Origin of the sequence: Rhodopseudomonas pentothenatexigens, from assembly GCF_900218015.1 — a bacterium.
GTDB lineage: Bacteria > Pseudomonadota > Alphaproteobacteria > Rhizobiales > Xanthobacteraceae > Rhodopseudomonas > Rhodopseudomonas pentothenatexigens.
Map to the genome: position 1 here is coordinate 164,383 of NZ_UFQQ01000001.1, position 21,279 is coordinate 185,661.

At 64.8% G+C, this 21,279-nt stretch carries 20 protein-coding genes; 7 read left to right on the top strand and 13 right to left on the bottom strand.

The features are described 5' to 3' along the window. Positions 1-152: 152 nt before the first annotated feature. Positions 153-1,826: an outer membrane protein gene (locus DWA33_RS00760; RefSeq protein WP_430707851.1), complete on the bottom strand. Its 1,674-nt coding sequence runs from the start codon at positions 1,824-1,826 to the stop codon at positions 153-155. A gap of 144 nt (positions 1,827-1,970) precedes the next feature. Then, the gene (locus DWA33_RS00765) at positions 1,971-2,966 is read right to left on the bottom strand and encodes an ATP-binding protein (protein ID WP_114356211.1); all 996 of its coding nucleotides are present in this window, start codon (positions 2,964-2,966) and stop codon (positions 1,971-1,973) included. Positions 2,967-3,155: 189 nt separating this feature from the next. Between DWA33_RS00765 and yajC the strand changes: the two genes are divergently transcribed. The 5 genes from yajC to DWA33_RS00790 all read left to right on the top strand — a co-directional run bounded on the left by yajC (position 3,156) and on the right by DWA33_RS00790 (position 7,787). Continuing rightward, a complete protein-coding gene (gene yajC, locus DWA33_RS00770) occupies positions 3,156-3,593 on the top strand; it encodes a preprotein translocase subunit YajC (protein WP_114356212.1) in 438 nt (145 codons plus the stop codon). Between the two features lie 44 nt (positions 3,594-3,637). Next, complete coding sequence (gene secD / locus DWA33_RS00775; protein ID WP_114356213.1) at positions 3,638-5,239, top strand: protein translocase subunit SecD; 1,602 nt, start codon at positions 3,638-3,640, stop codon at positions 5,237-5,239. Positions 5,240-5,264: 25 nt separating this feature from the next. Beyond that, a complete protein-coding gene (gene secF, locus DWA33_RS00780; protein WP_114356214.1) occupies positions 5,265-6,380 on the top strand; it encodes a protein translocase subunit SecF in 1,116 nt (371 codons plus the stop codon). Between the two features lie 157 nt (positions 6,381-6,537). Then, complete coding sequence (locus tag DWA33_RS00785; protein WP_114356215.1) at positions 6,538-6,921, top strand: Mth938-like domain-containing protein; 384 nt, start codon at positions 6,538-6,540, stop codon at positions 6,919-6,921. Further along, positions 6,918-7,787 (top strand): phytoene/squalene synthase family protein, encoded by an 870-nt coding sequence (locus DWA33_RS00790; RefSeq protein ID WP_114356216.1) that lies wholly within the window; start codon positions 6,918-6,920, stop codon positions 7,785-7,787. Before DWA33_RS00785 ends, DWA33_RS00790 begins: the two co-directional genes overlap by 4 nt. 75 nt (positions 7,788-7,862) lie before the next feature. On the opposite strand, the gene trmFO is transcribed toward DWA33_RS00790, so the two are convergent. From trmFO to DWA33_RS00805, 3 genes are all read right to left on the bottom strand, one after another. Next, a complete protein-coding gene (gene trmFO / locus DWA33_RS00795) occupies positions 7,863-9,302 on the bottom strand; it encodes a methylenetetrahydrofolate--tRNA-(uracil(54)-C(5))-methyltransferase (FADH(2)-oxidizing) TrmFO (protein WP_114356217.1) in 1,440 nt (479 codons plus the stop codon). A gap of 134 nt (positions 9,303-9,436) precedes the next feature. Then, a complete protein-coding gene (locus DWA33_RS00800; RefSeq protein ID WP_114356218.1) occupies positions 9,437-9,589 on the bottom strand; it encodes a DUF1127 domain-containing protein in 153 nt (50 codons plus the stop codon). A gap of 489 nt (positions 9,590-10,078) precedes the next feature. Further along, entirely contained in the window at positions 10,079-10,975 is an 897-nt protein-coding gene (locus DWA33_RS00805; RefSeq protein ID WP_114356219.1) for a DUF2189 domain-containing protein, read from the bottom strand. Between the two features lie 348 nt (positions 10,976-11,323). On the opposite strand from DWA33_RS00805, the gene DWA33_RS00810 reads away from it, so the two are divergent. Continuing rightward, positions 11,324-11,719 carry a DUF3597 domain-containing protein gene (locus DWA33_RS00810; protein ID WP_114356220.1) on the top strand — a complete coding sequence of 132 codons (396 nt, stop codon included), beginning with the start codon at positions 11,324-11,326 and terminating at the stop codon, positions 11,717-11,719. 72 nt (positions 11,720-11,791) lie between these two features. Here DWA33_RS00810 and DWA33_RS00815 read toward each other — a convergent pair whose 3' ends face one another. From DWA33_RS00815 to DWA33_RS00830, 4 genes are all read right to left on the bottom strand, one after another. Continuing rightward, positions 11,792-12,199 (bottom strand): PaaI family thioesterase, encoded by a 408-nt coding sequence (locus DWA33_RS00815; protein WP_114356221.1) that lies wholly within the window; start codon positions 12,197-12,199, stop codon positions 11,792-11,794. A gap of 131 nt (positions 12,200-12,330) precedes the next feature. Continuing rightward, positions 12,331-12,621, bottom strand: a complete 291-nt coding sequence (locus DWA33_RS00820; RefSeq protein WP_114356222.1) for a GNAT family N-acetyltransferase — start codon at positions 12,619-12,621, stop codon at positions 12,331-12,333. 271 nt (positions 12,622-12,892) lie between these two features. Continuing rightward, positions 12,893-13,420 (bottom strand): DUF3828 domain-containing protein, encoded by a 528-nt coding sequence (locus DWA33_RS00825; protein ID WP_114356223.1) that lies wholly within the window; start codon positions 13,418-13,420, stop codon positions 12,893-12,895. Between the two features lie 49 nt (positions 13,421-13,469). Beyond that, the gene (locus DWA33_RS00830) at positions 13,470-14,246 is read right to left on the bottom strand and encodes a potassium channel family protein (RefSeq protein WP_114356224.1); all 777 of its coding nucleotides are present in this window, start codon (positions 14,244-14,246) and stop codon (positions 13,470-13,472) included. 175 nt (positions 14,247-14,421) lie between these two features. Here DWA33_RS00830 and DWA33_RS00835 point away from each other — a divergent pair, with 175 nt between their 5' ends. Further along, entirely contained in the window at positions 14,422-15,186 is a 765-nt protein-coding gene (locus tag DWA33_RS00835; protein ID WP_114356225.1) for an AAA family ATPase, read from the top strand. A 78-nt stretch (positions 15,187-15,264) separates the two neighbouring features. On the opposite strand, the gene DWA33_RS00840 is transcribed toward DWA33_RS00835, so the two are convergent. The 4 genes from DWA33_RS00840 to DWA33_RS00855 all read right to left on the bottom strand — a co-directional run bounded on the left by DWA33_RS00840 (position 15,265) and on the right by DWA33_RS00855 (position 21,081). After that, entirely contained in the window at positions 15,265-15,639 is a 375-nt protein-coding gene (locus tag DWA33_RS00840; protein ID WP_114356226.1) for a hypothetical protein, read from the bottom strand. A gap of 227 nt (positions 15,640-15,866) precedes the next feature. After that, complete coding sequence (locus DWA33_RS24845) at positions 15,867-16,910, bottom strand: hypothetical protein (protein ID WP_147270211.1); 1,044 nt, start codon at positions 16,908-16,910, stop codon at positions 15,867-15,869. 4 nt (positions 16,911-16,914) lie between these two features. After that, a complete protein-coding gene (gene uvrA / locus DWA33_RS00850) occupies positions 16,915-20,004 on the bottom strand; it encodes an excinuclease ABC subunit UvrA (protein WP_114356228.1) in 3,090 nt (1,029 codons plus the stop codon). Between the two features lie 315 nt (positions 20,005-20,319). Next, positions 20,320-21,081 (bottom strand): outer membrane protein, encoded by a 762-nt coding sequence (locus tag DWA33_RS00855; protein WP_114356229.1) that lies wholly within the window; start codon positions 21,079-21,081, stop codon positions 20,320-20,322. Positions 21,082-21,279: the final 198 nt, after the last annotated feature.

Genomic DNA, 21,279 nt, shown 5'->3' on the forward strand with positions numbered 1-21,279 from the left:
GCCTCCTCACCATGAGGTTGTGCGTGTGGCACGCGGTGCAGATCAGCTCTGATTCTATAAAAAGCAGAACTGCTCTAGAACGTTTCATCGATTGGCGCGGACGTTCCGAAGTGCAGTGCTGATCCAATCAGCAACTAAAAACCCCAGTCCCCTCAGTGCACGCCGAACTTGTACGACGCCTGCACGAAGCTGCCGTAGCGCTCGACGCGGATCGGCAGCAACTGGGTCGGCACCGGGCTGCCGAAGCCTGCGGTCTCGACATCGGTCGCCCACATCGCCCAATAGCGGCCGCCGACACCGATGTTGAACGTCGGCGTAACGTCGTAGCTCAGGATCGCCTCCAACTGAACGCCGCGGCCGGTGCCCCAGGCCGGCGAGTTCTTGTCGGCGACGTCGGTCCTGTTGTGGTGAATGTCGAGCGCCGAAATATGCGTGTAGGGCAGGTAAGCGGCGTCGACCAGCAGTCGGGTGTTCGGTGCGACCATCAGGGTGCCGTTCGCGCCGATCCGCAGCGAGTGCCAGTCTTCATACTGGCTGATCGAGATGCCTTGCCCCGATCCGCAGAATGACGTCGGATCAGCCAGCGCGATCTGGCGGCAATTGAATGCGTCCTTGCGGTCGCGATAGAAATTGTAGCCGGCGAACACGCCGAGCTTGCCGGATGCGTCGCCGAACAAATCGATGCCGGCGTCCAGCGTCGCATAGGCGATCGTGCCGGTGACCTTGCCGTGGTCCGTGTTCGAATACGCGGTGGCGCTGGTCGGATCGGTGGGGAACCAATCCTCGTCGTTCATCTTGCCCGCCACCAGCGCACCGCCGCCGGCAAAACCCTTCACAAACAGCTTCTGCGGGCTGTCGATCCGCCAGAACACCTCGCCGGAGTGTCCTTCGCTCTCGTAAGTGAGGCGCGAGACCAGATGCTCCTGGAGGGCGTTGACCGTGCTGAGCGTCAGATCATTCTGATAGCGGCCGTGACTGTACCAGTAGCGCGCGCCGACATCGAACTGCCACGCCGACCACGGATTGGTCGCCGGCGCTTTCATTGGTAGCAGCGAGGCCTGATCGAACGCGCCGTCACCGCGGCTGAACTGATAGTTCAGCCCGAGCTTGATCAGGTGCATGTCCTGACGCACCTGGGTCGGCGCGCCAAGCGTGTTGACCAGAGTTGTCGGGTCGAATGGGGTCTGCAGGAATCCGCCGCCGGGCGTGTCCATTCCGCGGCCGCCGAAATTCGCGTAGTCGTATTCGGCTCGCACCGACCAGCGCGGCGTCAGCGCGTGTTCGATGCCGGCTCCGACGGTCCAGCCCCAGCGCGTCGCGTTCAGTTCGGCGCCTGGCTGAGTCAGATAGTCGGACGCATTGGTGGTCATCGTCAGATTGCCGATCAGGAACGCGCCGCCGCCCTTGACGTACATCAGCGAGCGGCCCTGCGCGCCGAAGGCGTGGCCGAGCCGCGCGGTCAGGTTGCCCATCGCGTGCTCGCGGACGCGGCAGTTCGCCGAGACGAACTGCCCCGAATACGCGAGGCACGTATTAGTGCCGTCGGAATCGACCGCCGAGGCATCGGCCTCGACGCCGAGCACCCAGGCCGAGCCCGGCGCCTGCCAGTTGTAGCCGCCCTGCACACCCGCGAACGCTTTCGGCATGCGGATGGTATCGCCATAGATCGAGGGGCCAAACGGGTTGTCCACCTTGGCGGTTCCGAAGCCGGCGCCGAGATGCGCCCCGACATAGAAGCCGCTCCAGTTCCAGACCGGAATGGCCGGCGCCCGGACGGAGTCCGACGCCTGTGCCGGGCCGCACGCGACGGCGACAACGGTGGACAAGGAGATGACGTATCTGCGCACGGCTTCGGCCCCCGATGACTTGCGACCCCGATCCCGGCGGTCGTTCATCTTGCCGTATCTCGAATCGATGCGGCAAACCAGTTGCCGCCCGCTATCTTTACGAAACAGAATTGACCGCGCGTATCATCGGGTGCCGAGGCGCACGGCGAGCCGGCCTGCCAGGTCCTGGACGAACTGCCAGGCGACACGGCCAGAGCGCGAGCCGCGCGTCGTCGACCATTCCAGCGCTTCGCGTTCGAGCTGCTCGTCTTCGATCGCGATTCCGTAGTGCGCGCAGTAGCCGCGGACCATCGCCAGGAATTCGTCCTGGCTGCATTTGTGGAACCCGAGCCACAGCCCGAACCGGTCCGACAGCGATACCTTTTCTTCGACGGCCTCGCCGGGATTGATCGCGGTCGAGCGCTCGTTCTCGACCATCTCGCGTGCCAGTAGATGCCGCCGGTTCGAGGTGGCGTAGAGAATCACGTTGTCCGGCCGGCCTTCGATACCGCCTTCGAGTACCGCCTTGAGCGATTTGTAGGAGGCGTCGTTGCCGTCGAACGACAGGTCGTCGCAGAACACGATGAAGCGGTAGTCCGAGGCGCGCAGCAGCGTCATCAGCGCCGGCAGGCTCTCGATGTCCTCGCGGTGGATCTCGATCAGCTTCAGCCGGCCGCCGACATCGGGCCGGGCGTTGACGGCGGCATGCGCGGCCTTGACCAGCGACGACTTGCCCATGCCGCGCGCGCCCCACAGCAGGGCGTTGTTGGCGGGCAGGCCGGTGGCGAAGCGTTCGGTGTTCTGCATCAGGGTGTCGCGCATCCGGTCGACGCCTTGCAGCAGCTCCATTTCGACCCGGCTGACCTTGGAGACCGGCGCCAGCCGGCCTTCGGGCTGCCAGACGAACGCCTCGGCGCGGTCGAGGATGTCGGCGGCGGGCTCTGGCACAGGAGCGGCCATCCGGCCGGCGATCGTCTCCAGCGCCACGGCGATCCGCCCGAGCAGCGCCGAATCGGAGGCTGCGGCCGGTGCCGGGCCGGGGCGTTTTGCCGCGCGGCCGGCGGATGCCTTGCGGGCGGGCTTGTTGGGGGAAGGGGGGCGGGATGTGCGGGACGCTTGGCTGCGGGCTTTTTTGGTCATTCTCGGCCTTCCTGACGCCGCAGGCTTAGCCGTCCCGGCGAAGCCTCGCAAGCGGCGGAAACACGGGAAAATGAGAGGGTTGGCAGCGTTGCAATTGGGACCGCGGCCGCTATAGTCCGCGCGAATTTGCGCCCCCCGGCCGATGCGTTCCGCGTCGCGCCGGCTCGCTTGTTTTTACGGGGAATCCGAATGTTCGTTACGCCCGCTTACGCCCAGGCCGCTGCCGCCGGCGGCGACGCCAACAGCATGATCATGTCGCTGCTGCCGTTCGCGCTGATCTTCGTCATCATGTATTTCCTGATCCTGCGGCCGCAGCAGAAGAAGGTGAAAGAGCACGCCGAGATGGTGAAGAACATTCGCCGCGGCGACACCATCATCACCTCCGGCGGCCTGGTCGGCAAGGTCACCAAGGTGATCGATGACGATACCGTCGAATTCGAAGTCGCCGACGGCATCCGCGCGCGCCAGATGCGCCAGATGATCACCGGCGTCCGCGCCAAGGGCGAACCGGTCAAGGATGCTCCCGAAGCCAATGGCAAGGCCAAGGGCAAGAAGGACAAGGACGCCGCCGCCAAGACCGAGGGCGACAAGACCGAACCGACCAAGGACGACAGCGCGTCGAGCTGATGCTCCGGCGCGCCGCCTGTTTCGGTTTCTGACGGGACAACTCGATGCTTTATATTTCACGGTGGAAGGCGCTGGCGATCATCCTGACGGCGCTGGCGGTGTGCCTTTGCGCCGTCCCCAACTTCTTCCCCGAACACACCGTCAAGACCTGGCCGAAATGGGCGCAGCGTCATCTCGTGCTGGGCCTCGACCTGCAGGGTGGCTCGCACATTCTGCTCGAGGTCGATGCCAATTCGGTGAAGAAGGACAAGCTCGATTCGGTGCGCGACGACGCCCGCCGGGTGCTGCGCGAAGCGCGGATCGCCTATACCGGCCTTTCGGCCAAGGGTGACGCGGTCGAGGTCCGGATCAGCAAAGAGAGCGACGTGCCAAGCGCGCTCACCAAGCTGCGCGAGCTGTCGCAGCCGCTGGGGGGGCTGCTCGGCTCCAACGGCCAGCGCAATCTGGAAGTCTCCGACGCCGGCGGCGGGCTGATCCGGCTGACCGTGCCGCAAGCGGCGATCGCCGACCGCGTCCGGCAGTCGGTCGACCAGTCGATCCAGATCGTCGAGCGCCGCGTCAACGAGCTCGGCACTGTCGAACCGTTGATCCAACGTCAGGGTGCCGACCGCATTCTGGTGCAGGTGCCGGGACTGCAGGATCCGACCCGACTGAAGGAGCTGCTCGGCAAGACCGCCAAGCTCGACTTCCGCATGGTCGATTCCTCGGTTTCGGGCGATCAGGCGATGTCCGGCAACGTGCCGCCGGACTCCGAGCTGCTGATGAGCGCGTCTTCGCCGAAGCAGCCTTACGTCATCAAGAAGCAAGTGCTGGTGTCCGGTGCTGACCTCACCGACGCGCAGCCTGGCTTCGACCAGCGCAGCGGCGAGCCGATCGTCTCGTTCCGCTTCAACACCAACGGCGCCCGCAAATTCGCCCGTGCCACCACTGAGAACGTCGGTCTGCCGTTCGCCATCGTGCTCGATAACGAGGTGATCTCGGCGCCGGTGATCCGCGAACCGATCACCGGCGGCTCCGGCCAGATCTCCGGCAGCTTCACGGTGCAGGGCGCCAACGATCTGGCGATCCTGCTGCGCGCCGGCGCACTGCCGGCGCCGCTGACCATCATCGAAGAACGCACTGTCGGTCCCGGCCTCGGCCAGGATTCGATCGAGAAGGGCGAGCGCGCCGCCTATGTCGGCTCGATCCTGGTGATCGTGTTCATGCTGCTGACCTACCGGCTGTTCGGCGTGTTCGCCAACATCGCGGTCGCGGTCAACGTCGCGATGATCTTCGGGATCCTGTCGCTGCTCAACGCGACGCTGACGCTGCCCGGCATCGCCGGCATCGTGCTCACCGTCGGTATCGCGGTCGACAGCAACGTGCTGATCTACGAACGAATCCGCGAGGAGCTGCGCTCCGGCCGCAATGCGATTTCGGCGATTGATGCCGGATTCAAGCGTGCGCTGTCGACGATTCTCGACAGCAACATCACCACTTTCATCGCCGCCGCGGTGCTGTTCTATATCGGCACCGGCCCGGTGCGCGGCTTTGCGGTGACGCTCGGCATCGGCATCCTCACCACGGTTTTCACCGCCTTTACTTTGACCCGACTGATCGTCGCGACCTGGGTGCGCTGGAAGCGGCCGCACCACGTGCCGATCTGACGCATCGAATCCGAGAGAGCCTCACGTGACAAACTGGATCTTGATCGGGCTGGGCGTTCTGATCGTGGTGCTGACCGTGGTCAGCATCTTCGGCTGGCTGCCGTCGCTGCGCGTCGTTCCCGATAACACCCATTTCGACTTCACCCGGTTCCGCCGGATCAGCTTCCCGATCTCGGCGGTGCTGTCGATCGCCGCGATCACGCTGTTCTTCACCCACGGACTTAACTTCGGTATCGACTTCAAGGGCGGCACTTTGCTCGAAGTCCGGGCCCATTCCGGCACCGCCGATATCGCGGGGATGCGGGCCACGCTGAACAAGCTCGATCTCGGCGACGTCCAGCTCCAGCAGTTCGGCGGTCCGGCCGAGGTGCTGATCCGTGTCGCCGAACAGCCCGGCGGCGATCAGGCCCAGCAGGCGGCGGTGCAGAAGGTGCGCGCCGCGCTCGGCGACTCGGTGGATTATCGCCGCGTCGAAGTGGTCGGTCCGCGCGTTTCCAGCGAGCTGCTCGCCTACGGCATGCTTGGCCTGATGCTGGCGATCCTCGGCATCCTGATCTATCTCTGGTTCCGGTTCGAATGGCAGTTCGCGCTCGGCGCGATGATCGCCAACGTCCACGACATCGTGCTGACGATCGGGTTCATGTCGATCAGCCAGGTCGATTTCGACCTGACCTCGATTGCGGCGCTGCTTACGATTCTCGGCTACTCGCTGAACGACACCGTCGTGATCTACGACCGTATCCGCGAGATGCTGCGGCGCTACAAGAAGATGCCGATGCCGCAGTTGCTCAACGAGTCGATCAACTCGACGCTGTCGCGTTCGATCATCACCCACGTCACCGTGACGCTGGCGCTGCTCGCGCTGCTGCTGTTCGGCGGCCATGCGATCCACTCGTTCACCGCGGTGATGATGTTCGGCGTGGTGCTGGTCGGCACCTACACCTCGATCTTCATCGCGGCGCCGATCCTGATCTATCTCGGCGTCGGCACCCACCGGCTCGACGAGCTGGAGGAGAAGCCGGCCAAGCCGGAGCCGGTGGCGCCGCCACCGCCGGAGACGATTCCGGCGCAGTTCGTCGACGCCGAGCCGACCGCGCCGGCAGCCAAGCCGGCCAAGGCCGGCAAGCCGAAGAAGCGATAAGGGCGCGAATCGAGCGGCTGCCGCCGAGCGGCAGCCGCTCGGTGCCGCCGATGAACCGACGTCGCGCCGGCGCATTGACGCGCTGGCACACCCGCGCCGGACGGCGTCGATGCGAGGTGGCGCTGCATGACTCGAACTCTCGACCCGGGACGCTAGCTTGGCGCAACGCTCCGACATTCCGCACTTTCCGCGCACCGCCGCGATCGATGCCTACGGCAAGGGCGGGTTCTATTTCGCCGACATGTCGCACCAGGGATCGCTGCTGTTCCTGCCCGACGCGGTGTGGGGCTGGGACGTCACCAAGCCGGAGCAGATCGACCGCTACAGTCTGCAGCGCGTGTTCGACAACGCCAACGCGATCGACACCCTGATCGTCGGTACCGGCGCCGATGTTTGGATCGCACCGCGGCAGTTGCGCGAGGCGCTGCGCAACGTCAGCGTCGTGCTCGACACCATGCAGACGGGGCCAGCGATCCGCACCTACAACATCATGATCGGCGAGCGCCGGCGGGTGGCGGCGGCGCTGATCGCGGTGCCATGAGCGCCGCCGGCGACAGCGATGCGGCGTTCTGCGCGGCATTGGTGCGCGAAGCTGACTTCGATCGCTACGCGGCGACGCTATTCGTCCCGCCGGAGAAGCGACGGTCGTTGCTGGCGCTCGCTGCGTTCAATGCCGAAATCGTCCGGGTGCGCGGTCAGGTCAGCCAGCCGCTACCCGGCGAGATCCGGCTGCAATGGTGGAGCGATCTGCTTGCAGGAAGTTCGCACGGCGATGCCGGGGGCAATCCTGTGGCCGCCGAACTGTTGCGCGTGATCGAACGGCACGCGCTGCCGGTCGCGCCACTGACCCGGCTGATCGAGGCGCGCATCTTCGACCTCTACAACGACCCGATGCCGGATTGGAGCGTGCTCGAGCCGCATCTGGCTGAAACCGAGGGCGCGCTGATGTCGCTCAGCGCGCAGGCGGTCGGGCCGGGCGCCGATCAGGCTTCGGATGCAATCGATCATGTGGCGCGGCACGCCGGCGTCGTGGTCGGAGTTGCGCGCATTGTGGCGCGGCTGCCTTATGATTTCGCACGTCGCCAACTGTATCTGCCGAACGACGTGCTGCAGCGGCACGGCTGTGACTTGGAGCAGGTGTTCGGCGGCCAATCGGCCCCCGCGCTGAAAGCCGCGCTTGCCGATGTCATCGCCGACGCGCGCAAGCATCTCGATCAGGCACTGAAGGAGATGACTGAGTTGCCGACGGCGGTGCGCCCAGCCTTCCTGTCGCTCGCTCTGGCTCGCCGCGATCTCGATCAGCTGGCGTCCCCGGATCGCGATCCGTTCACGCCGTTCGACCGCTCGCGGCTGGCGACGCTGTGGGCGCTGTGGCGAGCGAGCCGGAGCCGGACGTTCCGCAAGTAACAGATCTCCCCGCTTCGCTCGCAATGACGGGACAGAGGCTCTGCGCCTTCAGGCAGCGCGACGCGCGACTGACGACTACGCCGCCTTCGGAAGCTTCAGATGCGCGGCGATCCAGCCGTCGATGTCGGCGAGCGCGCGGGCCGACAGCGCCTGCTTGCGCGCGACGGACTTTTCCGGGCCGCGCAGCCGCTTGCCGTCGGGCCCCTTGGTCGGCGGGTTGGCGAGCGGCGGGAACAGGCCGAAATTGATGTTCATCGGCTGAAACGAGCGCGGGCCGGCGTCGATGGTCTCGATATGGCCGCCGGTGATGTGGCCGAGCAGGGAGCCGAGCGCCGTAGTCGGAGGCGGCGGAGCCAGGGGCGTGCCGAGCACATCGGCCGCGGCGGCCAGTCCGGCAAACAACCCTACGCTGGCGGATTCGACGTAGCCCTCGCAGCCGGTCATCTGCCCGGCGAACCGCAGCCGCGGAGCCGCGTGCAGCCGGAGGCTTTGGTCGAGCAGTTTAGGCGAGTTCAGAAACGTGTTGCGATGTAACCCGCCAAGCCTTGCGAATTCAGCGTTTTCCAGTCCAGGAATGGTGCGGAAAACACCCAGTTGTGCGCCGTGCTTCAACTTGGTTTGGAAGCCGACCATGTTGTACAGCGTGCCCAGCTTGTTATCTTGGCGAAGCTGCACGATGGCGTAGGGCTTGACGGTCGAGTTGTGCGGATTGGTGAGACCGACCGGTTTCATCGGACCATGCCGCAGCGTCTCGCGGCCGCGCTCGGCCATCACTTCGATCGGCAGGCAGCCGTCGAAATACGGGGTGTCCTTTTCCCAATCTTTGAAGTCGACCTTTTCGCCCTCGATCAGCGCATCGACGAAGGCGTCGTACTGCTCGCGGGTCATCGGGCAGTTGAGATAGTCGGCGCCGGTGCCGCCGGGGCCGACTTTGTCGTAGCGCGACTGGAACCAAGCGACTGACATGTCGATCGAGTCGCGATGCACGATCGGGGCGATGGCGTCGAAGAATGCCAGCGCGCTCTCGTCGGTGAGGCCCCGGATCGCCTCGGCGAGCGGCGCCGAGGTCAGCGGACCGGTGGCGACGATGACGTTGGCCCAATCCTGCGGCGGCAGGCCGGCGATTTCCTCCCGCCGGATCTCGATCAACGGATGCTCGGCCAGCGCCTTGCTGACTGCAGCCGAAAAGCCGTCGCGATCGACCGCCAAGGCACCGCCGGCCGGCACCTGGTTGGCGTCGGCCGCCTGCATGATCAGTGAACCGAGTTTGCGCATTTCGGCGTGCAGCAGCCCGACCGCATTGTTCGCGGCATCGTCGGAGCGAAACGAATTGGAGCACACCAGCTCGGCGAGGCCGTCGGTCTTGTGCGCCTCGGTCATCCGGGTCGGCCGCATCTCGTGCAGCACCACGCGCACGCCGGCGCGCGCCACCTGCCAGGCGGCTTCCGAGCCGGCGAGGCCGGCACCGATGACATGAACGACAAGTGAGGACGACGAAGAAAGGCTGCTGGTCATCGGCTACAGCTAGCGTGTTTCAGCCGCGGGTCAATTCCGTTTCGGGAGCCCGCGGCAGCGTAGGGCCACCACAAACGACAACGCCCGCCAGGAGGCGGGCGTTGGCCGTAGAGGGCAGAAACAGACGGTGCGGGTCAGCCGTTATAGTGACCCGAAGCGACGCGCGGGATGTCCGAACGGTCAAGTCCGATGTCGGCCAGTTCGCGATCGCTGAGCTGGGACAGCTCAGCGACGTTGCGCTGATAGTCCCGGAACGCGCGAAGCGCGCGGATGAGCGAAAGCAGCATGGGAGTTCTCCTTGTCCACGATTCAGTTCTTCGCGAGAACCGAAGCGTCGACAGAAAATATAGGCGAGGATTCGCCAAATCAGCAACGTAAATGCTGCACCGCAGCTAAGCGAAGAGCGCATGACTCTAGGAAGGAATGATTAACCCTTCCGGCCACCGGTCGTATGGCTCCGGCCACGGTAGGCCATGGTGTTCCACTACAGGTTAGCAGCCCTCGGAAGCTTCCGAGTTGAAATATAGTGCATTATCGGCCTGATCCAGATCAATCCGGGCGCAAATTCCGCCCTAGCTAGGAAAGTGGAGTTCGTAACGGCTCCGACGTCTGGGTTAAGACGTTGGAACAATTCCGTCCCACCGCATGCGTTATACGCATAAATACGGAGGCGATGAATGGAAGTTCAGTATCGGTCCGGCGGTTTGATCTACCGCAATGCACAACGGCGCGCAGGCCTCGGAGAGGCCGGCGGCCGGGACAGCCCCAAACTCACCTCAGCTTCCGCTGCGCTTCCAGCTCAAAAGGTTAGCTGGAAAGTCGGCCGCCGAACGCCGACCCGGCCGGCGCGCCGGAGGGGACGGGGGATTCGGATTGGGCTCGACCACTCTGCGATACAGATGCCATGTCGCATGGCCGAGCAGCGGAATCACCACCGCAAGCCCGAGAAACGCCGGGATCGAGCCGGCGACGAGCAGCGCCGCCACGATCACGCCCCAGGCGGCGATCGGCAGCGGATTGGCAGCCACCACACGCAGCGAGGTGGTCATGGCGTCACCGATGCCGGCATGGCGGTCCAGCAGCATCGGAAACGCCACCACGCTGAGACACAGCGCCGTCAGGGCGAACAGAAAGCCGACGCCGCAGCCGACCAGGATCAGGCTCCAACCTTCCGGCGTGGTCAGGACCCGGCGGGCGAAATCTGGGATCGCGGCGGCCGGGGCATAGCCGAACAGCGCGACGTAAATTGCCTGCGCGGCCGCGAGCCAGACCAGAAACAGCGCAAGCAGGATGGCGCCGAAGCCGAGCATCGCGCCGAGCGACGGCGACCGCAGCACCGCGAGTGCGTCCGAAGCCGAGGCCGGTTCGCCGCGTTCGCGGCGGCGGCTCAGTTCGTACAGCCCGAGCGCGGCGAACGGGCCGAGCAAAGCGAAGCCGGCGGCGAGCGGAAACAGCAGCGGCAGCACCGCGTAGCCTTGCACCAGCCGCGCCAGCACCAGGCCCAGCACCGGATAGATCAGCACCAGCATCACCGCATGACTCGGCACTGCCTTGAAGTCGTCCCAGCCTCGCCGAAGCGCGATGCCGAGATCGGCGAGGCCGATGTGATGGATGGCGGGCGGGGCGGCGTCGGCAGCGATCGCCGACGGAGCAGATGAATAGGTCGTGGCCATGCGTGTCGTCCTCCCGTATTCGACGTCGATGATTACCGGCCGTTGCGCCGAACACGGCGGGCCGGGCGCTTCTTGCGCGGACACGAACGATCAGAAGGAGCCAGACGCGAGAGCAACGAACGAACTGGTCCAGTGACCCGAACTTGCCGCGACCTGTAACGGTATCCTAACGCTGCCGACGGCGGCGCGTTGCTCAAGCTTTGGTGAGCGCCATGGTGCAGCGCAGTCGACTGGCACGACGCGATTGCGGTGCGGCCTCGTGGGTGAATTGATCCTGGCGCGGAACCCAATCTGGATGCACGCTGTTGAGCCGACGGTTACTCGGCATCGCAACAGGGGGAGGTCACCATGAGCATCTTCGGCAAGATCATGAATGCGATTTTCGGCAGCAGCGCCGAAGCGGCAGCACCGGCATCCGCTGAATCCTCCGCCGCGCCGACCACCGCGGGCGCCGGCACCGCGCCGGCGCAGACCGCGCCCGCACAGACCGTCGACGTCGCGCCGATCCTCGATCAGGCGGTGAAGGCCAAAGGTGAGAAACTGGAATGGCGCACGTCGATCGTCGATCTGATGAAGGCGCTGGACATCGATTCCAGCCTGGCGGCCCGCAAGGAGCTCGCCAAGGAGCTCGGCTACAGCGGCGACATGAGCGACTCGGCGTCGATGAACATCTGGCTGCACAAGCAGGTGATGGCGAAGCTCGCCGCCAACGGCGGCAAGCTGCCGGACGATATCAAGCACTGAGCTGACGACTCGCTCGCCGCCGCGCATCGCTTCGCTCGACAGCGGAGATGCGCGGCGGCGCTCGCGACGTGGTTAGGAGTCGAAGATCCTGAACACCGCGCTGGTGGTCACCAACAGCTTGTCGCCGGCGAGCGCTTCGGCGTCGATGAAGGCGAGGCTGCGCGACAGCTTCTTCATCGTGGTGCGGCCGGTGATCCAGCCGCCGGGTTCGATGGTGGCGATGAAGCGGCTGTCGAGTGACACCGTGGCGCAGCGCCGCTGCCCGGCGAGCACCACCGAGAATCCCAGGATGGTATCGAGGAAGCCGAGCAGCGCGCCGCCGTGCAGCACGCCGTTGGGATTGCCGTGACGTTCGTCGCTGAGGAAGCCGAACTCCGGCTGACCGTCTGGGCTCTGCCGCCAGTAATACGGCCCGTTGGTGCCGATATAGCCGTCCTGGACGGCGAACGCTTGAAAGCCCGGCGGCGACGAAACGGTCATTGGTACGGCTCCTGCGGAGCGCGGCCGCAGGAGATCCCAGGACCTGCCGGCGTGCCGCACGCGACGGAACCGATGCCACAGCGGACGGCGGCGGGCAATCGGCGGACCGCGGGCAAGCGGTCCGCCAAGACTTACGCGGTGAGGTCGGCGTATTCCGGATGGGCGTCGAGGTAGTCGGCGACGAAGCCGCAGCCGGCACTGACCTTGGCCCCCTCGGCGCGGATCAGATCGAGCGCGCCGCGGACCAGACGCGAGGCGATGCCGCGGCCGCGCAGCGGCGGCGGGGTTTCGGTGTGGGTGATGACGACGCGGCCGCCGGCGCGGCGATAGTTGGCGAACGCGATCTCGCCATGGGCATCGAGTTCGAAGCGGTTCAGCGCCTTGTTATCGCGCACAATGGCTTCGGTGATGGTCTCGCTCATGGCGGCTCCTCATTCTCGGTGTCGGCGCGCCGGCCGAAGCCGGACGTGCCGTTGGCTGTCAAGTGATGCCGCCCCCGGTGTTGTCAAGGGTGCGTGGCGAGTTGGCGCGGCTTTGTCGCGACGCCGCCGGCGGCAATCGATCGTGCCGAGGGTATGGCCACACCGGACTGCGCCGCGCAACCCGGAGAATCCCGGAGCCACTGCGAAGATGTCGTGCGCCACGGTACACATCCCATCGCGCCGCAGCGATCGCGAGTGCTGACCGCTTCGGTTAGTTTTTCAGCGATGCCTCGAGCGTCTGCCGCACCGACCACGGCTGGCCTTCAGCACTGCCGCGGATGTCGTCGATCCGCCACGACTCGCCGTCGCGCACCAGATCGTAGCGGATCACGCCGTCGGCCCCGACCTTGCGGCGTTGGCTGCCGATCAGCGCCACCGCCAACGTGGCGCCGCTGTCGTCCTGGCGCTCGGCCTTGATGACGAAGGACTTGATGTCCGGGTCCTGCGAATTGCTCACCGGATCGAAATCGATCGGCCCGATCTCGCCGTCCGGAACCTTGGCCTCGGCCCTGGTCCACAGCGCGGCGAGGGATTTCGACAGATATTTCGCGCGCTCCTTGGCGTTGTTGACGAAGGCGCCGCCGGCATTGTCCTTGGCGGCCGCTTTGTAGAGCCTGGTCAGCAGCGCGGCCGGATCGCCGGCCTGCGGCTTGGCGGGCGTCTGCGCCGACGCGGCAGCGGGAAAGGCACCAGCGGCGAGGCAGGCGAGCGAAGCGAGCGCGAGGCGGCGGGTGAGCATGGCGGATCCTGTCGACGTCGAGGCGCGGCAACGAGGCCCGGCAAGAGGCTCAGTCGCGGCCCTCGTCCGGAATATTCAGCACGGTGCCGCACGCCTTGCAATGCACCGCGTCGGCATCGTGGCGCTGCAGCCCGCAGGTCGGGCAGGGGAAGCGCACTTTATTCGGGCTGATCAGTGCCCGCGCCAGATTGAAGAACAGCGTCACGCCGAAGATCATGATCACCACGCTGATCATCCGGCCCAGCGTGCCGGGCAGGGTGATGTCGCCGAATCCGGTGGTGGTCAGCGCGGTGACGGTAAAGTACAGGGCGTCGGCATAGTTGGCGATCTGCGGATTGCGGAAGTGCTGGGTCTCGTAGACGATCGCCGTCATCACGAAGATGAAGACGGCCAGCCGCGCGACCGCGATCACCACCTCCTCGTGGCGGCGGAAGAAGCTGCTGTCGCTGCGCAGCCGGGTCAGCATCTGGTAATCCTGGAACGCGCGCAGCGTGCGCAGGATGCGCAGGAAGCCGGCGCCCTCGCCGGGCAGCGGCGCCAGGAACGAGACGATCGCGACCAGGTCGGTCCAGGTCGCCAGCCGGCCGAACTCCCGCATCGGCCCGCGGCTGGCATACAGCCGCGCGGCGAAGTCGATCAGGATCAGCACGCCGAACCCGACGTCCAGCACCTCGACGACCGGAGTCGGCGGCAGGAACGAAGTGCCGACGATGAACAGCAGCGTGGCGATATCGAACGCCAACAGGCCGTAGCGGAACGCCACCCCGCGCGGCGTCGCGCCGTCGTAAAGTCGCCGAACGGCGAGTCGGAAGTCGTGCAGCGTCATGGTTCGATTATTGGCCCGGGACGGGCGGCGGACGCAATGGGCAAGGGATGAAGACGCCGTCGTCGGTCTTGCGAGCGTGGCGTTCACTACTTCGGAGACAGGACTCCTTCCACGGATTCACCTAGTCTCCGACATCGACGCGCCGAGCTGCATGGCCGCAATTGAGGAGCCCGCCATGGCGAAACGGTTTCGCCCGATCAACCTGCCCGCGCCTTATCTCCGGCGAGTCTGGCTCGACGACGCCCGCGTCGCCGATCCCGAGGCCTATCCGTTCTGCTTGCCCTTCCTGCGGGACGGCTTCGAGCTCGGCTTCGACGCCGCGATTACCATCATCGTCGGCGAGAACGGCACCGGCAAATCGACTTTGCTCGAAGGAATCGCGGCGCTGGCCGGCTACGACGAAGCCGGCGGCGGCAAGGGCTACAGGCCAGTCGACCACTCGCAGGCGCTGGAGAAGATGGGTGGACAGCTCGCGAAAGCGCTGCGTGCGAGCTGGCTGCCGAAAATCACCACCGGCTGGTTCTTCCGCGCCGAGAGCTTCTTTTCGGTCGCGCGCTATCTCGATCTCGCCGCCTACGAAAGCGATGGGATTCCGCCGGACTTCCTGTCGCATTCGCACGGCGAGGGCTTCCTGAGGTTCTTCGAGGAACGCTGTCAGCGCCAGGGCATCTTCATCTTCGACGAGCCGGAATCCGCGCTGTCGCCGTCGCGGCAGATCGAGTTCCTCAAGCTGCTACGGCGGATGGATCAGGCGGGCAATTGCCAGGTGATCATGGCGACGCATTCGCCGATGCTGATGGCCTATCCACATGCGCGGCTGCTGCGTCTGTCGAAATACGGCCTTGAGCCGGTGACGCTCGAACTGACCGACCACTTCCGGGTGCTTCGGGAATTCTGCGCCGACCCGGCGCAGTTCGTCGATACGGTGCTGAACGAGTGAGGGGGCAGACGGCTGTTGGGACATTTGTAGAGCGGATCAGCCCGACGCGCGCCATCCGCCCTTCGCGGTGAGCCGACCCTACTTTCCGCAGTTCCAGATCGGACCGATCGGCGTCTGTGTCCAGCACGGCCCGAAGCTGCCGCCATTGTAGCGGCCGCGATAGAAGCCGGGCCGCCCGAGATAGCGCCACTCGCCGCTCCATGGGCCGTTCCAGCGATAATAATCCGGCGTCGGATCGATGTACCACGGCCGCTTCGGCCGCAGCATCGCGAGCTGCTCGCGCGTGAGTTTCTGCTTGAACAATGGTACGGCGTTGTTCGGCGGCTGCACATAGCCGGGCAGGAAGCCGTAGCCGTGGGAGCGCTTGGCATGCTTCTTGGTCGAAGCGGCCGAGGCGGCGGCGGGGAGCAAAGCGAGGGCGGCGGCGAGGGTGAGGGCGGTGAGGCGGGACATGAGGGGAGTGTAGACGGGAGGAGGCGGGAGGGCGATTCAAATTGAGGGCGATATGAGTGCGACCCGCGGTCAAGCAGGTAGCCCGCATGAGCCCAGCTATATGCGGGACTCGTCGCGAAGATAAATCCCGCATTCGCTACGCTCATGCGGGCTACGCTCGCTGCATGAAATCTCCCTACCATCGTCGCGGAGCGGCTGATACGCCTTCATAAGAGTGTCCGAACGAATTACTCAAGGATGGTACGAAATTTGATGGACGACAGATCGTTCTTGATAACGTAGCGGATCAACCACAAAAGAAGACCAATTGCAAAAAGCTGGCTTTCACTTTCTTCTTTGAATCTGGAGGGCTGATCTTCTTCGTGCCGAAAAGCGGACCTGAGATTTCGATTTCCGTGAAGCATTTTGGACCTGTAGCTATATGTCTTTTCCATCATCTCAAGAATCCATTTCGACTTGTCATAGCCTTGAAACAGCACTTCCAGCTTCACCTTAAGCTGTCCGATGGAAGATCTTCCTCCATCTACAAGTAGGGCCTCTATGCCAGCTACGGCCCACACCAAGTCAGAGAGTTCATCATTTCGCCAGCTCTCGACAAAAAGTCGCGTGAAGAAACTTAAAGATTTGGACGCCGGCGTGTCGCTGTAGCCTTTAAGCATTCCGTTCTGTTGTTGTGTCCAACGAACTGCTTCTGAAGTCTCAACGTCAATTAGTGGAACGCCATTGGATTCAAGAAAATCAGCGGCCTCACTTACCAAAGAGTACAGATGCAGGTTTCGATCTGTGGGTTCATCGTTGATGGACCAAAGCGACTTGACGACATGAGTGGCGGTCGGACATGCGATAGAGATGCCGCATAGGAATGTTTGAATGTCCGCGTAAAGCGCGATCGGCAGTTCGTGTTTGCGCCATCGTTCAAATTCTCGATGGCTGTAGGCTCCATCGTCGCTATCTTTTAGGCCGATGTCGGCCGCGCAATAGGAGCAGTATCCTGATATTTTGAGCGCCCAATTACAGTATTGGACGATGAATTTCTTCCCGAGCAACCCCTTATGGGAACTTGTCAACGAAATTAGATCTACAGTCAGGCGTTGATTGACAATTCCCGGTCCGCAGTAAGTTGTGATAAATCGCGGTTCTTCGAAGAACGCCTTAAGCTTCTCAAAGTCGGGAACAGATGATCCGCAGTCATCAATGAACGGATACAAGGCGAACAGGGCGGAAAAATCGAAACCAACTGGCTCGTGCCTGGGAAGCGCTTCTGTTCCCATTTACTCACTCCGCCGCCTCGTCCGCCTTCCGCTTTGCCGCCTTCGCCGGCCCCTTCTTCTCCAGCACCGGCTTCAAGAACTTCCCTGTGTAGCTCCGCGGCGCCTTGACGATGTCTTCGGGCGGGCCCCAGGCGACGATTTCGCCGCCGCCGTCTCCGCCTTCGGGGCCGAGGTCGATGACCCAGTCGGCGGTCTTGATGACTTCGAGATTGTGCTCGATCACCACCACGGTGTTGCCCTGCGCCACCAACTCGTGCAGCACTTCGAGCAGCTTGGCGACGTCGTGGAAGTGCAGGCCCGTGGTGGGTTCGTCGAGGATGTAAAGCGTGCGGCCGGTGGCGCGCTTGCTGAGCTCCTTGGCGAGCTTGACGCGCTGGGCTTCGCCGCCGGACAGCGTCGTCGCCTGCTGGCCGACATGGATGTAGTCGAGGCCGACGCGGTGCAGCGTCTTGAAGGTCTCGCGGACGCGCGGCACCGCCTTGAAGAACTCGGCGGCTTCCTCGACCGTCATGTCGAGCACGTCGGCGATCGACTTGCCCTTGAACAGCACGTCGAGCGTTTCGCGGTTGTAGCGCTTGCCCTTGCAGACGTCGCAGGTGACGTAGACGTCGGGCAAAAAGTGCATCTCGATCTTGATGACGCCGTCGCCCTGGCAGGCCTCGCAGCGGCCGCCCTTGACGTTGAACGAGAACCGGCCCGGCTCGTAGCCGCGCGCCTTGGATTCCGGCAGGCCGGCGAACCACTCGCGGATCGGCGTGAACGCGCCTGTGTAGGTCGCGGGGTTGGAGCGCGGGGTGCGGCCGATCGGCGACTGGTCGATGTCGATGATCTTGTCGATGTGCTCGAGGCCCTCGATCCTGTCGTGCGGCGCCGGCGGCTCGCTGGCGTTGTTCAGCTTGCGGGCGATCGCCTTGTAGAAGGTGTCGATCAACAGCGTCGACTTGCCGCCGCCGGAGACGCCGGTGACGCAGGTGAACAGGCCGAGCGGAATCTCGGCCGAAACGTTCTTCAGATTGTTGCCGCGGGCGCCCACCAGCTTGAGGGTGCGGCGATGGTTCGGCGGCCGGCGCTCCGGCACCGGCACCGACAATTCGCCGGTCAGATACTTGCCGGTCAGCGACTTCGGATTGCGCATGATCTCGGCGGGGGTGCCTTGCGCCACGATATGGCCGCCATGGACGCCGGCGCCGGGGCCGATGTCGAGCACGTAGTCGGCGAGCTGGATGGCATCCTCGTCGTGCTCGACAACAATCACGGTGTTGCCGAGGTCGCGCAGCCGCTTCAGGGTGTCGAGCAGCCGGGCGTTGTCGCGCTGGTGCAGGCCGATCGACGGCTCGTCGAGCACGTAGAGCACGCCGGTGAGGCCCGAGCCGATCTGCGAGGCGAGGCGAATGCGCTGGCTTTCGCCGCCCGACAGGGTGCCGGACGAGCGCGCCAGCGTCAGATAGTTCAGGCCGACGTCGAGCAGGAAGCTGAGCCGGTCGCGGATCTCCTTCAGGATGCGGACGGCGATCTCGTTCTGCTGGGTGTTGAGCAGCTTCGGTACCGCGGCGAACCAGTCGCCGGCGGCTTTGACCGACAGTTCGGAGATTTCGCCGATGTGCTTGCCGCCGATCTTGACGCACAGCGCCTCGGGTTTGAGGCGATGGCCGTGGCAGGCGTCGCACGGCACGTCGGAGAAGTACTTGCCGAGTTCCTCGCGCGCCCATTCGCTCTCGGTCTCGCGGAAGCGGCGCTCGATATTCGTCACCACGCCTTCGAACGGCTTCCTGGTGTCGTAGGAGCGGACGCCGTCCTCGTAGGAGAACTTGATCTCGTCGTCGCCGGAGCCGTGCAGCAGGACGTTCTGCACCTTCTTGGGCAGGTCCTTCCACTTGGTGTCGAGCGTGAACTTGTAGTGCTTGCCGAGCGCGGTCAGGGTCTGCAGGTAGTAAGGCGAGGACGACTTCGCCCACGGCGCGATCGCGCCCTTGCGCAGAGTCAGTTCCTTGTCGGGTACGACCAGGTCGGCGTCGATGTGCTGCTCGATGCCGAGGCCGCCGCATTCCGGGCAGGCGCCGTAGGGGTTGTTGAACGAGAACAGCCGGGGCTCGATCTCCGGAATGGTGAAGCCGGACACCGGGCAGGCGAACTTTTCCGAAAACAGGATGCGCTCCGGCCCGGATTTGTCGTGGATCTTGGCGACTTTCTTCGTCGCAGCCTCACCCTTCGAGACGGCGCTTTGCGCCTCCTCAGGGTGAGGGGCTCCCTTCTTGGCCTTGCCGCGTTTGCCGTCCTCATCCTGAGGAGCGCCCGCAGGGCGCGTCTCGAAGGATGGCGGCGGTGTCGGCGCATCCGCGAACTCGATCACCGCCAGCCCTTCGGCGAGCTTCAGCGCGGTCTCGAAACTCTCGGCGAGGCGCTGGCCGATGTCGGGGCGGACCACGATGCGGTCGACCACGACGTCGATGTCGTGCGGGAATTTCTTGTCGAGCGTCGGTGCTTCGGCGAGCTCGTGGAACGCGCCGTCGATCTTGACGCGCTGGAAGCCCTTCTTCAGCCAGTCGGCGAGCTCCTTGCGGTACTCGCCCTTGCGGCCGCGGACCGCCGGCGCCAGCAGATACAGCCGGGTGCCTTCCGGCAGCGCCAACACCCGGTCGACCATCTGCGACACGGTCTGGCTCTCGATCGGCAGCCCGGTCGCCGGCGAATAGGGCACGCCGACCCGCGCCCACAAGAGGCGCATGTAGTCGTAAATCTCGGTGACGGTGCCGACCGTCGAACGCGGGTTCTTCGAGGTGGTCTTCTGCTCGATCGAGATCGCCGGCGATAGGCCGTCGATCTGGTCGACGTCCGGCTTCTGCATCATCTCGAGGAATTGCCGGGCATAGGCCGACAGCGACTCGACGTAGCGGCGCTGGCCCTCGGCGTAGATGGTGTCGAACGCCAGCGACGACTTGCCGGAGCCGGACAGGCCGGTGAACACCACCAGCTTGTCGCGCGGGATAGTGACGTCGACGTTCTTGAGATTGTGTTCGCGGGCGCCGCGAATGGTGATGGCGGTCCGGCTCGAGGCCGCGGGGGTCTGACGCTTGGCCTTGATCACTTCGTCCATACGGGTGTCCAGACGCGCGACAACGCGCCGGTTGGGGCGCGCGCCGGAGAGACCGGGGCAGACGCCGGATGGGGCTGAGCCTGGAACATAGGAAGAACGCGAGGCGATTGCCAGAGGCTCGGTGCGCCATCAACCGGATTGTTGCATGCGACTGGCGAGGTTCTCGGGCTGAACCCTTCACAGGCGCGACGTCGTGCCGATGCGCTCCCCCGCGGGTGCGATCCGGAACCGGGCCTGGACATGCAGAAGGCCGGCGCGAGGCCGGCCTTCCGAAGCAAAACTGAATGCTGCGACGCTGAAGCAGCGACGCGATTCTCAGTAGCGCGCCACCACCGGGCCGCCCCAGCGATAGTTGATGCGGGCGGTGACGACGTCGACGTCCTGCTTGATGCGGTCGACATTGGTGGTCGGCGAGAAGTTCATGTCGCGGCTGTCGAGGAAGATGTGATCGTATTCGACGCCGAACGACCAGTTCGGGGTGAAGCCGTATTCCATGCCGGCGCCGACGGTGCCGCCCCAGCGGGCTTCATTCGAGTCGTCGTTGAGCACGCCGGTGGCGGTGATGTAGCGGCTGTACTTGGAATTCACCACTGCGGCGCCGCCCTTGACGTACAGCAGAGCGTTGTCCCAGGCATAGCCGACGCGGGCGGTGAACAGGCCGAAGGCGTCGACCTTGCTCTCGTTGGTGAAGGCCGGGAACGAGGTGCTGATGTTCGAGCCCTTGAAGTCGGCCCAGTTGCCCTGCGCTTCGAGGCCGAACACCCAGGTGCCCATCTGCCAGTTGTAGCCGACCTGACCGCCAACCGTGCCGCCGGAGGCGTCGTGGCAGCCTTCCGAGACGTTGGCCGCGAGCGGCGCAGCGGCAGTGCCGGCGAAGTCCCAGCAGTTGCGGCTGGTGCCCCAGCCGCCGTTGGCACCGACGTAGAAGCCCGACCAGTTGTACATCACCGGGATCACCGGCGGCGCCTTGGTGTAGGGGCGGGCGGCGAGATCGGCGGCCATCGCGGGGGCCGCATTCGTCGCAATCAGGCCACCCAACGCAATCAGACCGACAGTCCCCAATAGAAACTTCTTCATCGCAATTCTCCGGTTGTCTGCTGCACCGGTTCCTGGTCCGCCAGTTGTCCCGCTTGCGGATCAAGGAAAGCGCGAGCGCCCATCTCAAATTCCGGTTGCGACTATACGCCTGCGCTCGCCGATGCGCCGTCTCCGAAATGCAACAGTCGCGAGCAAAGACGCCTTCATAAAACCGACATTGAGGAAGGAAATCGGCCT

What these genes read in the sequence shown, in the direction of transcription:
- DWA33_RS00765 (WP_114356211.1), bottom strand. Translation starts at nt 2,966, where the DNA reads ATGACCAAAAAAGCCCGCAGCCAAGCGTCCCGCACATCCCGCCCCCCT.
- yajC (WP_114356212.1), top strand. Translation starts at nt 3,156, where the DNA reads ATGTTCGTTACGCCCGCTTACGCCCAGGCCGCTGCCGCCGGCGGCGAC.
- secD (WP_114356213.1), top strand. Translation starts at nt 3,638, where the DNA reads ATGCTTTATATTTCACGGTGGAAGGCGCTGGCGATCATCCTGACGGCG.
- DWA33_RS00790 (WP_114356216.1), top strand. Translation starts at nt 6,918, where the DNA reads ATGAGCGCCGCCGGCGACAGCGATGCGGCGTTCTGCGCGGCATTGGTG.
- trmFO (WP_114356217.1), bottom strand. Translation starts at nt 9,302, where the DNA reads ATGACCAGCAGCCTTTCTTCGTCGTCCTCACTTGTCGTTCATGTCATC.
- DWA33_RS00800 (WP_114356218.1), bottom strand. Translation starts at nt 9,589, where the DNA reads ATGCTGCTTTCGCTCATCCGCGCGCTTCGCGCGTTCCGGGACTATCAG.
- DWA33_RS00805 (WP_114356219.1), bottom strand. Translation starts at nt 10,975, where the DNA reads ATGGCCACGACCTATTCATCTGCTCCGTCGGCGATCGCTGCCGACGCC.
- DWA33_RS00810 (WP_114356220.1), top strand. Translation starts at nt 11,324, where the DNA reads ATGAGCATCTTCGGCAAGATCATGAATGCGATTTTCGGCAGCAGCGCC.
- DWA33_RS00815 (WP_114356221.1), bottom strand. Translation starts at nt 12,199, where the DNA reads ATGACCGTTTCGTCGCCGCCGGGCTTTCAAGCGTTCGCCGTCCAGGAC.
- DWA33_RS00820 (WP_114356222.1), bottom strand. Translation starts at nt 12,621, where the DNA reads ATGAGCGAGACCATCACCGAAGCCATTGTGCGCGATAACAAGGCGCTG.
- DWA33_RS00825 (WP_114356223.1), bottom strand. Translation starts at nt 13,420, where the DNA reads ATGCTCACCCGCCGCCTCGCGCTCGCTTCGCTCGCCTGCCTCGCCGCT.
- DWA33_RS00830 (WP_114356224.1), bottom strand. Translation starts at nt 14,246, where the DNA reads ATGACGCTGCACGACTTCCGACTCGCCGTTCGGCGACTTTACGACGGC.
- DWA33_RS00835 (WP_114356225.1), top strand. Translation starts at nt 14,422, where the DNA reads ATGGCGAAACGGTTTCGCCCGATCAACCTGCCCGCGCCTTATCTCCGG.
- DWA33_RS00840 (WP_114356226.1), bottom strand. Translation starts at nt 15,639, where the DNA reads ATGTCCCGCCTCACCGCCCTCACCCTCGCCGCCGCCCTCGCTTTGCTC.
- DWA33_RS24845 (WP_147270211.1), bottom strand. Translation starts at nt 16,910, where the DNA reads ATGGGAACAGAAGCGCTTCCCAGGCACGAGCCAGTTGGTTTCGATTTT.
- uvrA (WP_114356228.1), bottom strand. Translation starts at nt 20,004, where the DNA reads ATGGACGAAGTGATCAAGGCCAAGCGTCAGACCCCCGCGGCCTCGAGC.
- DWA33_RS00855 (WP_114356229.1), bottom strand. Translation starts at nt 21,081, where the DNA reads ATGAAGAAGTTTCTATTGGGGACTGTCGGTCTGATTGCGTTGGGTGGC.